6 protein-coding genes are annotated in these 12,905 nt (G+C 75.2%); 3 read left to right on the plus strand and 3 right to left on the minus strand.

What is annotated here, in order from left to right; genetic code table 11:
- Position 1: 1 nt before the first annotated feature.
- Positions 2 to 1,507, minus strand: a complete 1,506-nt coding sequence (locus ACQPZO_RS14175) for a class I adenylate-forming enzyme family protein (RefSeq protein ID WP_433350471.1) — start codon at positions 1,505 to 1,507, stop codon at positions 2 to 4.
- Positions 1,504 to 7,146, minus strand: coding sequence for an amino acid adenylation domain-containing protein (locus ACQPZO_RS14180; protein ID WP_433350473.1), 5,643 nt, complete (start codon positions 7,144 to 7,146; stop codon positions 1,504 to 1,506). Before ACQPZO_RS14180 ends, ACQPZO_RS14175 begins: the two co-directional genes overlap by 4 nt.
- 137 nt (positions 7,147 to 7,283) lie before the next feature.
- Here ACQPZO_RS14180 and ACQPZO_RS14185 point away from each other — a divergent pair, with 137 nt between their 5' ends.
- The 3 genes from ACQPZO_RS14185 (at position 7,284) to ACQPZO_RS14195 (ending at position 11,729) form a co-directional block, all read left to right on the plus strand.
- Complete coding sequence (locus ACQPZO_RS14185; RefSeq protein ID WP_433350474.1) at positions 7,284 to 10,115, plus strand: condensation domain-containing protein; 2,832 nt, start codon at positions 7,284 to 7,286, stop codon at positions 10,113 to 10,115.
- A gap of 236 nt (positions 10,116 to 10,351) precedes the next feature.
- Positions 10,352 to 10,993, plus strand: a complete 642-nt coding sequence (locus ACQPZO_RS14190; protein WP_433350476.1) for a hypothetical protein — start codon at positions 10,352 to 10,354, stop codon at positions 10,991 to 10,993.
- Positions 10,994 to 11,129: 136 nt separating this feature from the next.
- On the plus strand, positions 11,130 to 11,729 hold the full coding sequence (locus tag ACQPZO_RS14195; RefSeq protein ID WP_433350478.1) for a hypothetical protein: 600 nt from the start codon (positions 11,130 to 11,132) through the stop codon (positions 11,727 to 11,729).
- A gap of 33 nt (positions 11,730 to 11,762) precedes the next feature.
- Here the strand turns inward: ACQPZO_RS14195 and ACQPZO_RS14200 are convergent, their stop codons facing one another.
- The gene (locus ACQPZO_RS14200) at positions 11,763 to 12,830 is read right to left on the minus strand and encodes an RICIN domain-containing protein (RefSeq protein WP_433350479.1); all 1,068 of its coding nucleotides are present in this window, start codon (positions 12,828 to 12,830) and stop codon (positions 11,763 to 11,765) included.
- Between the last annotated feature and the right edge of the window lie 75 nt (positions 12,831 to 12,905).

The following is a 12,905-nucleotide window of genomic DNA, read 5'->3' on the forward strand; positions in this document are numbered from 1 at the left end:
GTCAGTTGTCGAACAGGCCGGTGAGCTGCCGCTTGAGCACCTTGCCGCCCTCGTTGCGGGGCAGGCCGTCGAGCAGCAGCAGCCGGGCGGGAAGCTGGTGGTCGGCGAGCCGGTCGGCGAGGAACCCGCGCAGCACCGGCAGGGTCAGCCCGCCGGCGACGGCCTGCGGCCGGGGCACCACGGCGGCGGCGACCGCCGACCCGAGCACCGGGTGCGGCACGCCGACCACGGCCGCCTCGGCGACCAGGGGGTGCTCGTGCAGCGCCGCCTCCACCTCGAGGGACGAGATCTTGAACGCGCCGGACTTGATGACGTCCTGGTGCCGGTCGGTGAGGTAGAGGAAGCCGTCGGCGTCGATCCGCCCGACGTCGCCCATCCGCACCCACCCGTCGCGGAAGGTGGCCCGGTTGGCGGCCTCGTCGCGGTAGTAGGCGCGGGGGTACGGGGCACGCAGCCACACGTCGCCGGTCGTCCCGGGCGGCAGCGGGACGCCGTCGGCGTCGGCGACGCGTAGCTGCCCGCCGACCGGCCGGCCCACCGCGTCCCGACGCGCCGGATCGTAGATCATCGTGGTCTGGGCCGGTGCCGCCTCGGTCGAGGTGTAGTAGTTGACGATCGTGGCCTGCGGGAACGCCTCGGCGAGCCGGGCCGCCACCGCCGGCGGCAGCGCCGCCGCGGTCGACCCGATCAGGTGTACGCCCGCCAGGTCCCGGCCCCGCAGCGCCCCCGAGTCGAGCAACTCGATCGCCATCGACGGGACGACGAACAGCGTCCCCGTGCCCGGGGTCTCGACCAGCCGGGCGAACCGGACCGGGGTGAACGTGGGCAGGGTCAGCGCGCCGGCCTTCGCGGTCAGCGCGTTGAACAGCATGGTCTGCCCGGCGTTGGTGCCGATGGCGAACGCGTGCAGGAACCGCTGCGAGTGGCCCAGCGCCAGCCGGCGCGGGTTCGTCGACGCGCCGACGGTCAGGTTGGCGTGGCTTGCCCCGACGCCCTTCGGGCGGCCGGTGGTGCCGGAGGTGTAGAGGATCTGCGCGAGGTCGCCGGGGCGTACCGTCGGCAGGTCGGCGTCGGTCGCGGGCCCGGCGGCCAGGTCACCGGCCCGCCACACCGGCAGCCCGGCGGGGGCGTGCGGGGCGGCGGTGTCGTCGCCGTGCACGACGGCGGCGGCCGCGCAGTGGGTCAGCGCGTGGCCGAGTTGCCCGGCGGCGAGCCGGTCCGACAGCGGCACCGCGACCCCGCCGGCCCGCAGCACCCCGCAGTACGTCACGGCGAACCGGGTCCAGTCGCGGGCGCCGAACACCAGGCCGACCCGGTCGCCGGGGCGCAGCCCTCGCCGGCGCAGCCCGGCGGCGACGGCGGTCGTGCCGGCGGCCCACTGGGCGAAGGTCAGCGCGGCCACCCCGGCCACCTCGACCGCGACCCGGTCCGGGTGCAGGGCGGTGCGCCACGCCAGCAGCTCCGGCACCGTCCGGGCGGCCGGTGGGCCGCTCGTCGTCGCGGTCACCGCCGGCCACCCCCGGTCCCGGCGACCTCGGCCCGGAGCTCACCGCCGGCGACGGTGGCGCGGGTCCCCGGCTCCCCGCCGCCGACGGTGGCCCGGGCCTGGCGTTCCTCGATGCCGACGAGGTCGTCCGGCGGCGCGTCGGGCACCTCGTCGTCGAACCGGGACAGCACCGGCGTGGCCAGCGCGACCAGCGCGGTCAGCGCGATGCACACCCCGAACACGACGTACAGCAGGCCGTGGCCCCGGCCGGGGCCGACGCCGATGACCGCGCCGACCGTGCCGGCCAGCGCGCCGCCGGGCAGCAGCAGCGGCTCGGTCACCTTGGCGGCGAACGGGGCGATGAGCCCCCAGCCCAGCGGCATCGTCGACCAGGCGATCATCTGGTTGAGCGCGAACACCCGGCCGTGGAAGCGCGGCGGTACCTTGGTCTGGATGATCGTGTTGTAGACGCCGTTGACGATGCCCAGCGACAGGTACATGCCGAACGCGCCCGCGCCGACCAGCAGCGGGTCCGGCCGCAGCCCGGTCAGCACGGCGGCCACCGCGATGCCCAGGGTGCCCAGCAGCACCGCCCGCATCCGGCGGCGGCTCGGGCCACCCCAGACCAGCATCACCAGGCCGCCCACGGCCGCGCCGACGCCGCCGGTCAGCGCGATCCGCGCCACCTGGTCCAGGTCGGCGAAGCCGAGCACCAGCGGGGAGAGCAGGTACAGCGCCGGGAACAGGAACAGGTTCAGCGCGGCGAAGAAGGTCAGCATGGCGCGGAACTCCCGGCGGCGCAGCGCGTAGCGCAGCCCGGCGGCCATCTCCTCGCCGAGCCCCTCCCGGCGTTGCAGGGCCAGGGTCCGGGGGAACCGGACGAGACCCAGCACCCCCATCGCGAACACGTACGACGCCACGTCGATGAGCAGGATGCCGCGCAGCCCGACCGCGTCCAGCAGGGCGACCGCGACCAGCGGGACGGTGAACTGGGTCAGGCCCATCGCGGTCTGGGTCACCCCGTTGGCGTGGCCGAGGAAGCGCTTGGGCACCAGCTGCGGCACCGCCGAGACGAACGCGAGGCGTTGGAAGGCCAGCGCCACCGACAGCCAGGCCACCAGCGGGTAGAAGTGCCACACCTGCGCCCGGTCGGCCAGCACCAGGGCGGCCAGCACCGCGTTCGCACCCCCGGCGGCGACGCCCGCAGCCAGCAGCACCCGCCGCCTGCTGGTCCGGTCGATCAACGCGCCGGCCAGCGGGGCCACCAGCAGGCCGGGCAGCAGACCGAGCACCGCGAACAGGGCGAACCGGGCCAGCGACCCGGTCTCCAGGTAGATCCACAGGGGGATCGCGAAGTTGGTCAGCGCGGTGCCCATGCCGGAGACGACCTGCCCGGCCGCGACCAGCCCGAAGCGGCGCATGCTCGGCTCCGGCGCCTTCGTCGGGCCGGCGGTCGGCGCGTCCGGCGTACCGGGTGGCCCGGCCGGCTGGCGGGAGACGGCGACCAGTTGCCACGCGGGCTCCGGCCCGCCGGCCGGCTCGGGGGCGGTCGGGTCGGCGGTCTCGGTCCGTCCGGAGGCCCCGGCCAGCCCGGCGGGCGGCGCGGGCGGGACGGGCGAGTCGACCTGCCGGTGCACGGTCGTGACGATCTCGGCCAGCTCGCCGGCCCGGTACTTCAGGAAGTAGTGCCCGCCCTCGTCGATCACCGCGAGCGCGGTGCGGTCGGTGACGAAGTGCCACTCCCGGAACCGCTCGCTGTGGTAGTCGGTGCTGCGGTCCCGCTCGCCGACCACCGAGACCACCGGCGCCCGCAGCGGGGTCACCCGCTGGCGCATCAGCTCGGTGAAGTACTCCTCGGAGACCCGGGCGTCGTGGCGCATCGCCCGGATCAGGAACGCCACCTCGTCCGGGTCGAGGGAGCCGACGGACGTGCCCTGCGCCTGCAACCAGGTCCGGTAGATCCGGTCGCTGCGCATCCGCTCGGCCAGGCGCAGCCGCAGCAGCGGCCCGAGCAGCCCGTCGGCCGGCCGGCCGAACGGGAACACCGCGCCGAGGTACACCGCCTCCAGCTCCCGGCCGGCGGCCTCCAGCAGCCGGGCCACCTCCACGGCGAGGGCCCCGCCGGGGCCGCAGTGCCCGTACAGGACCAGCGGGCCCTCCACCCGGGACAGGATCTCGGCGGCGACGTCGGCGGCCACCTCCTCGACCGGCGCCGGATCGTCGGCCAGACCGATGTCGTGGCCCGGCATGGCCACCGACAGCAGCCGGTACCCGGCCGGCAGCGCGTCGGCCAGCGGCTGGTACACCACGGCGCTGCCACCGCCGTACGGGACGCAGACCAGCGTGGCGACCCGGTCGGCGGCGGCCACCGGCGGGGTCAGCTCGTGCAGCAGCCCGTCCGGCCCGGCCCCGCCGCCGGTCGCCAGGACGGCCAGCTCGCGGACGGTCCGGTGCCGGAACAGGTCCATCACGCTGACCGTGCCCGTCGCGCCGCCGTCGACGGTCGGCAGCTCCCGGCGCAGCCGGGCCACCACCTGGGTGGCCAGCAGCGAGTGCCCGCCGAGGTCGAAGAAGTCGTCGGTGACGCCCACCTCGGCCACCCCGAGCACGGCCTGCCAGATCCCGGCGATCAGCGTCTCCACGGGCCCGACCGGCGGCACCCGCTCCCCGGCCGGGACCTCGTCGGTCGGCTCCGGCAGGGCCCGCCGGTCGACCTTGCCGTGCTCCTGCAACGGCAGCCGGTCCAGCACCACCCAGCGGCCGGGCACCATGTGTTCGGGCAGCCGGTCGGCCAGGACCCGGCGCAGCCCCGCCACCTCCGGCGGCTGCGCCCCGGTCACCGGCTCCAGGTACGCCACCAGCCGGTCGTCGCGCAGCAGCACCGCCGCCTGATGCACCCCCGGGCAGTCCCGCAGCGCGGCCTCGACCTCGCCCAGCTCCACCCGGTACCCGCGGATCTTCACCTGGTGGTCGCGGCGGCCGAGGAACACCAACTGCCCGTCGGCGCGCCACCGGCCCAGGTCCCCGGTGCGGTAGAGGCGCGCGCCCGGCGGGCCATACGGGTCGGGCACGAACCGCTCGGCGGTCAGGCCGGGCCGGTTGAGGTAGCCGCGGGAGAGGCGGTCCCCGCCCAGGTACAGCTCGCCGGGCACCCCGACGGGCACTGGCCGCATCCGCTCGTCGAGCAGGTACACCCGGGCGTGCGGCAGCGGCCGGCCCGTCGGCACCGGGCCGGTGGCGGGCCCGCCGGCGCCCACCTCGTACGTGGCGACGCCGACGGTGGCCTCGGTGGGTCCGTAGTGGTTGAACACCCGGGCCCCGCCGGCGGCGGCGAGCGGCACGATCCGTTCCAGGTCGGACGCCTCGCCGCCGAGGATCAGCGCGCGGGCCGGCAGCAGGTCGCCCGGCCCGGTGTCGGCGGCCAGCGCCGCCAGGTGCGACGGGGTGATCTTCAGGTAGTCGATCCGATGGGCGCGCAGCTGCTCGGCCAGCTCCGCCCCCGTGCACCGGCGCTGCACCAGGTGCACGGTCCCGCCGGTGGCCAGCGCCAGGTAGAAGACGGTGACGGCGAAGTCGAACGACATGGACTGCATCAGCGCGTACCGGGCGGCCGGGACGACGGCGAACCGGTCGGCCACCCCGTCGAGGTAGCGCAGCACCTGCCGGTGTGCCACCGCCACCCCCTTCGGGGTGCCGGTGGAGCCGGAGGTGTAGATGACGTACGCCAGGTTCCCGCCGGTCGCGCCGGTGGGCGGCGGCGTGTCGGGCCCGGCGGTGACCTCGGCCGCCACGGCGTCCAGGCAGGTTGCCTCGACCCCTCCGGGCAGCCGGTCGCCCAGCTCGGCGCTGGTGAGCACCACCGCCGGCCGGGCGTCGGCGAGCATCAGGCCCAGTCGGGCCGGCGGCTGCTCCGGGTCCAGCGGCAGGTACGCCCCGCCGGCGCGCAGCACGCCGAGCAGCGCCACGGCCAGCTCGACCGACTGCTCCAGCAGCACCCCGACCAGTGCGTCCGGGCCGACGCCGCGGCCGCGTAGCCAGTGCGCCAGCCGGTTGGCCCGCCGGTCCAGTTCCCGGTAGGTCACCGCGTCCGCGCCGCACACCACGGCGGGGGTGTCGGGGGTCGCGGCGACGTGCGGGGCGATCAGGTCGGCGAGGGTGACCGCCGCCCCGGTGACCCCGGCCCCATCGGCCCCGGGCTCGGCACGGCCGACCTCGTCCTGGTCGGGACGGGCCAGCGCCAGCACCCGGTCCCGCTCGGCGGGACCGAGCAGGTCCAGGTCGACCACCGGCAGGTCCGGCTGCGCGACCGCCGCGCGCAGCAGCGTGTCGAGGCTCGCGGCCAGCCTGGCGATCGTGTCCGCGTCGAACAGGTCGGTGTTGTAGACGAACATCCCGCGCAGCCCGTCGGCGGTCTCGCTGACGTACAGCGACAGGTCGAAACGGGCGGCGGCGGCGTCCGTGCCCAGGCTCTCGGTGCTCAGCCCCGCCGGCCACCGGCCGCCGGTGCGGGCGAAGTTCTGCAGGGTGAACAGCACCTGGAACACCGGGGAGCGGCTGACGTCCCGGGGCACGTTCAGCTCCCGGACCAGCCGCTCGAACGGGATCTCCTGGTGGGCCAGGCCCTTCACCACGGTGCCGCGGGTGCGCCGCAGCAGCGCCGCGAAGCTGGGCTCCGCGCCGGGTGAGTCGACGCTCGCGCCCACCGGGGAGAGGTCGGCCCGCAGCGCGAGGGTGTTGACGAACAGGCCGATCAGGTTCTCCAGCTCCGGCACCACCCGGTCGGCGACGGGGGACCCGATCGCGAAGTCCCGCTGCCCGCTGTGCCGGAACAGCACCGCCTGCAGGCCGGTGAGCAGGGTCATGTAGAGGGTGGCCCGGTGCGCCCGGCTCAGCCGGCGCAGCCCGTCGGTCAGGTCGGCGTCGACGGCGAACCGGTGGGTGCCGCCGGCGTAGGACTGCACGGCCGGTCGGGGCCGGTCGGTGGGCAGCTCCAGCGGCGGCACGCCGGCCAGCGCCCCGGCCCAGTAGGCGAACCCGTCCCCGGTCGCCGGGCCGTCGAGGCGGATCCGCTGCCAGGCGGCGTAGTCGACGTAACCCGTCGTCGGGGCCACCGGCGCCGGCCCGCCGTCGCGCAGCGCGGCGTAGCCGGCCGCCACCTCGCCCAACAGCAGGTCCAGCGACCAGCCGTCGCTGACGATGTGGTGCATGGCCAGGTGCAGGACGTGGTCGTCCGCGCCCAGGCGGACCACCGTCGCCCGCAGCAGGGGAGCGGCGCCGAGGTCGAACGGGGTACGCACGGACGTGGCCACCAGCTCGCGGGCCTGTGCCAGCGAGCTCGCGTCGGTGACGGTGACCGGCACCCGCACCTCGGGCAGCACCTCCACCACGGGCTCGCCGTCGGCGTTCTCGGCGAAGCGCATGCGCAGGCTGTCGTGCCGGGCGGCGGCGCCGTCCAGGGCGGCGCGCAGCAGCTCGACCTCCAGGGGCCCGCGCAGCCGGGTCGTCGACCAGACGAGGTACGCGGCGGTGCCGGGCGTCAGCTGCTCGGTGAACCAGATCCGTTCCTGGCCGAACGACAGCGCCGGTCCCGCGGCGATGTCGGGCGGCGTCGCGGGGGGCGGGAGGGGGACGGCCCGCGTCGGTAGGTCGAGATTCGTCACGCGATGCCTTCACGCCGGTGTCGGACAGGAGCCCGTAGTCTGCATGCTGCAAACGGAGCATCGCGTCGTCTGATCGGTCCACGGTGGAGAATCCGATCGACCGACCCCGGGCGGCACGGCCCGTCGTACGGTCGGGGATGCGATTTGCCGATGCCGTGGTGCCCGCCGAATGGGCGGACGAGATGCTGGTTCACGCGCCCTTTCACGGTGCCGACGCCGGCACGGCGCCGCTGACCTGGGCCCAGCAGGTGACCTGGCGGGCGAACGCCCGCAACGGCTCCAACCACCGCTTCCTCAACCTGCGTCGCACGGTGCCGGTCTCCGCCCGGGCCGGCGCCGACACCGAGCGCGCCACCCGGGCGCTCGGCGCGCTGGTCGGCCGGCACGGGTCGCTGCGCACCCGGGTGCGCACAGTCGACGGCGAGCACCGCCAGGAGACCGCCGCGACCGGGCACCTGCCGCTGCTGGTGCTCGCCGGCACCGGGGACGGCGCGCGGGACGCCTCCGACGCCGCGGACCGCCTCGGCGGCGTCGCGTTCGACCACGCCCGGGAGTGGCCGGTGCGGGTCGCCCTGGTCACCGTGGACGGCCGGGTACGGCAGGTCGTGCTGGTCTTCAGCCACTCGACCGTCGACGCCCACGCCGCCGAGGTGGTCCTGCGGGACCTGCGGCTGCTCCTGCTGCGCGGGCGGATCGACACCCCGCCCGGGCCGCAGTCGGTGGACGTGGCCCGGCTCCAGCACGGCGCCGAGGGACGCCGCTCCGAGCGGGCCGTGGCGTACTGGCTGCGGGAGTTCGCGCGGTTGCCCGCCGAGCCGCTGCCGCCGGGCGGCCCCGGGCTCACCCCCCAACTGCGCCGGGGAGTGCTGGTCTCCTCGGCGGTCGACCTGGCGGCCCGGGCGATCGCCGCCCGGCACCGGGTCAGCACCTCGGCGGTGCTCCTCGCCGGCGTGACGGCGCTGGCCGCCGCCCGGTCCGGGCGGGACCGCTGCGGCCTGTTCCCGATGGCCCACAACCGGTTCCCCGCCAGGTACGCGAACGCGGTGGCGAACCTCGGGCAGATCGGGTTCGGCGTCCTGGACGTGGCGGACCGCCCCGCGTTCCCGCTGCTGCTGTCCCGCGTCTGGCAGGCGTCGCTGAACGGCCTGCGGAACGCCTTCTACGACCCCAGCGAGCTGCGCCGGGGATTCGTCGACGCCGACCGCGACTACGCGACCGCATTCCTGCCGCACTACTATTTCAACGATGTCCGGCTGCCCGCCGGCGCCGCGGCTGCCGCGCCGGAGGTGACTCGGCGCGACCTGCGGGCCGCCATGGCGCGCACCGGCTTCTCCTGGGCCAGGGGGCTGGACCGGGCGTCCTGGCACCTGCTGACCCACGTGGTCGACGAGCCGGGCGGGGTGGGGCTGACCCTCACCGTCGACACCCGTCACGTCGCGGTCGACACGGTCGAACCGTTCCTGCGCGAGCTGGAGGAACTGCTGGTGGAAGCGGCATTCGCCGAGGTGTCCTGGCCGTCGGCGGCCCCGTCGGCGGCTCCGGTGGTGGTGGCGGGGCCGCCCGTGATGCTCCCCGCCGAAGCCGGCGAGGAGGTGGCGTACGCCCAGTTCGCGGGCGGCCGGGTCGGTACCGGCCCGCTCACCTGGGGCCAACGGGCGATGTGGCGGGCCGTCGAGGAGTTCGAGTCCCCGAGCCACAGCGTGCTGAACCTGCGCCGCGTCCTGGCCGTCTCCCGGCGGGCCGACGTCGACGTGGCGCGGGCCGTGCGGGCCGTCGCGGCCCTGGTGGACCGGCACGAGTCACTGCGCACCCGGGTGTGCTCCGTCGACGGCGAGCTGTACCAGTCCGCCGCCCCGGCGGGCCGGCTGCCCGTCCTGGTGCACCCGGTCCCGCACGCCGTGGCCGATCCCGACGACCGGTCCGCCGCCGCAGCCCTGGCCGACCGGCTGGGCGCCCCCCGCTTCGACCACGCCACCGAGTGGCCGCTGCGGGCCGCGCTGGTCACCGTGGACGACCGGGTACGGCAGGTCGTGCTGGTATTCAGCCACTCCACCGTGGACTTCCACGCCACCGAGACCGTGCTCCGGGACCTGCGGATGCTCGTGCTGCGCGGTTCGCTGCCCACCCCGCCCGGTCCGCAGTCCCTCGACGTGGCCGAGCGGGAGCGGGACGGGGAACGGCGTCGCGGCGACCGGGCGGTGGCGTACTGGACGCGACAGTTTCCCGGCCTCACGGTGGGCCTGTTCGACCAGGTAGGACCCGGGCTCAACCCCCGGTACCGCCGGGGCTCGCTGGTTTCCGAGGCAGTGCATCACGCGGCCCGGCTCGTCGCCGCCCGGCACGGCGTCAGCAACGCCTCCGTCCTGCTCGCGGCGACCGCCGCCGTGCTCACCGCCGACAACGGCGGGGACGTCTGCGGCGTGTTCACCATGGCGAACAACCGGTTCCAGCCCGAGTACGACGTCGCGATCAGCAAGCTCAACCAGATCGGGCTCTGCCGGCTCGACCTGGCCGATCGGCCCGGCTTCGCCGAGTTGCTCTCCCGCGCCCGCGGGGCGTCGCTGGACGCGTACCGGCACGCCTACTACGACCCGGCCGAGCTGGAACGCGCGTTCGCCGAGCGGGGGCTCGACTACCGCACCGCCCTGGCCCCGTTCTGCTACCTCAACGACATCCGGCTGCCGCACGCCACCGACCCCGAACCGGTCGGCCCGGACGAGGCGGCCCTTCGGGCGGCGGCTGGCCGCAGCACGTTCCGCTGGCTGGAGGAACTGGACCGGTTCGCCTGGCGCTGCCGCCTCCAGGTCATCGACGCCCCCGGCGCGGTCGAGCTGGCGATCACCGTGGACACCCGCTACCTGCCGCCGGAGCGCGCCGAGCGGTTCCTTCGGGCAATCGAGGCCCTGCTGGTCGAGGCTGCCTTCCACGACGTGCCTTGGCCGTGGTCGGCCCCCGCCTTCCCCCGGTAGGGCTGACGGGCTGCGCAGGTGCGGCGGGGAACGTGCCGCCGGCATGCCCGCGCGTCCGGGAGGCCGAGCTGTTGCCCTCACGAGGTCTGATTGATCCGGCCTGGCGTCATCTGTCAAAGGCCGGTGCCCGCGACGGTATCTCCGCGCGCCACGCCGGCTCCTGAAGCCATGACCACACCGACGCGGGGCCGGAAAGCCCCCGGGCTGGTCACCTCCGTCGATGGGAGACAGTTGTCATGGCATTTCTGGGTAGCCGTGCCCGCCGCGCGGCGCTGGCCCTGCTCGCCGGCACGGCCCTGGCCGGCCTGCTGGCCACCACCGCCACCGCCGCTCCACCGGCTGGCAAGCTGGACCGGGTCATGGCCGTCACCGACGTCTGGATGCGGGACGTCGCCTCGGACGTCGGCCTCCAGCCGCACTCGGGCAGCCCGATCTGGGCCAGCCCCGACGTCAAGATCTGCCCGACGGCGGTGGAGTGCGCGACCAGCGTGAACGCGATCGTCGGCATGACCAACTACATCTTCGTGAAGCTGCGCAACCCCGGGCCGTACGGCTCGGGCACCGACAGCGGGGCGCTGCGGTTCTATCGCACGACCCCGGGCGGCAGCCTGGCCTGGCCGATGGGCTGGATGCCGGTGGCGGCGGTGAGCGTCGTCGCCCCACCGGGCGTCACGACGGTGAGCGTTCCGTGGGGCGGCGTCCCCGGCCCCGGTCACTTCTCCCTGCTGGCCGTGTGGGAGTCCCCGAACGACCCGTTGCCGTTCATGACCGCCGACATCCTGACCAACGTCCGGAACAACAACAACATCGCCTGGCGCGACCTCAACTCGATCAACCCGCTCGCGGGCGGGCCTGCGGGATCCGGCCCCGGCGTCTGATTGATCCGGCCTGGCGTCATCTGGACAACCGCCACCCCGGCGTCGGTATCTCCGGGCGGGCGGCCCGCTCCTGAGGGCATGACCACGCCGGCGCGGGACCCGGGCCGGTCACCTCCGTCGATGGGAGAGAGTAGTCATGGCATTTCTGGGTAGCCGCGCCCGCCGCGCGGCGCTGGCCCTGCTCGCCGGCACGGCCCTGGCCGGCCTGCTGGCCACCACCGCCACCGCCGCTCCGCCGGCCGCGAAGCCGGACCGGGTCATGACCCCCACCGATATCTATCTGCGGGATGTCCCCTCGGACTTCGGCCTCGAGCCGCACTCGGGCAGCCCGATCTGGGCCAGTCCCGACGTCAAGGTCTGCCCGACGGCGGTGGGGTGCGCGACCAGCCAGTCCCCGGTTGTCGGCATGACCAGCTACATCTTCGTCACGCTGCGCAACTCCGGCCCGTACGGCACGGGCACCGACAGCGGGGCGCTGCGGATCTACCGCACGTCCCCGGGCGGTGGGATGATCTGGCCGACGGACCTGACCTGGGTAGCGACGGTGCCCGTCGTCGTGCCGCCGGGAGCCACGACTGTGGTCGTTCCGTGGGGCGCCGTGCCCGGCCCCGGGAACTTCTCGCTGCTGGCCGTCTGGGAGTCCCCGGACGACCCGGTGCTGCTGCTCACCCCGGACCTGCAGGTCAACGTCCGGTACAACAACAACATCGCCTGGCGCGCCCTCCAGTCGGTCTAGCCACCGCGGGCGGAGCGCCGGTGCCACCCGGCGTCATTCGGGGCCGGGAGGGGGTGCCGGCTCGATGCGGAAGACCTGGCCGCCTTTGCCCACGCAGCGTCCCATCACCGCCTCGGTCCCCACCGCGGTGCCGGAGTCGCTGATGCCCACGCAGCCGTGGCCGGGGAGGCGGAGGACGTAGGTGTTGCTGTCGTACGAACCCGACGGCTCGATCCGGAAGCGGCTGCCGCGTACGCAGTCGTCCCAGGGCTCCAGGAGCCCGGCGCCGGGCCCCGCGGTCAAGCCCACCAGGCAGCCGGGACCGTAGTCGGGGTGGTCCCACCTGATGCGGTAGGTCCCGTCGTCGGCCGGCTGGAGCACGGTCGTCTGCGGCCACACCTCGTCGCACGACCGCTGCACCGCCACCAAGGGGGTGTACCGGCGGTCCAGGACGCGGCCGTCCGTCAGGCACAGGTCGGGCGCGGTGACGGGGCGGATCCGGACCTCCCGGAGGAGGTTCGTGGGCAGCGGCGGGGCCTGCCGCACGGTCGCGCCGGTCGACTCCCGGTCCGTTATCGCCGCCGGGTCGGGCCACGTGCCTCGGGCCGACGTCGTCAGCAGCGCTCCGACACCGATGGCCAGCAGGCTCGCCAGTAGTGGTGTGACCAGCGGCGGACGGAACCAACGTCCCGCCGGCCGCCATCGGGCCGCCGGGGTACGACGGCGGGTGTCGCCGTCGGAGCGGCCGTTCGTGGTCGCGGTCGGGCCGCCGTCCGGGGCCGGGTCGGACCGGTCGCCGGCGGGGGGCGCGGGCGGACCGGGTTGATCCGGTTGCTCCCCGGCCGCGTCGAGCCGGTCCCGTGCGCACCGCCACTGTCGCAGGTGTTCCTCCGCCCCACAGGCCCGCACCAGCGCATCGAGCAACTCGGCGCGTGGCGGGGAGTTGCCGCGCAGGGCGGCGGCGGTGGTGCTCCGGGGCAGGACGTCGCCGCGTGCTGCCGCCCGCCGCTCCAGCTCCCGGTAGGTGTGGCCGGACCGGTCCTTGAGTTCCCGCAGCAGCGCGAGGAACTCGGCCGTCGTGCCTGCCTGGTCCGGCCGAAGGTCCGCTCCGGCTGTCGTCACGTCCCCAGCATATGAATTGCAGTCGATCTAATGGGGTCGGCGATCTGACAGATACCAGCTGCTGGTGACCCCGGT

Source organism: Micromonospora sp. CA-111912, assembly GCF_050948415.1.
GTDB lineage: Bacteria > Actinomycetota > Actinomycetes > Mycobacteriales > Micromonosporaceae > Micromonospora.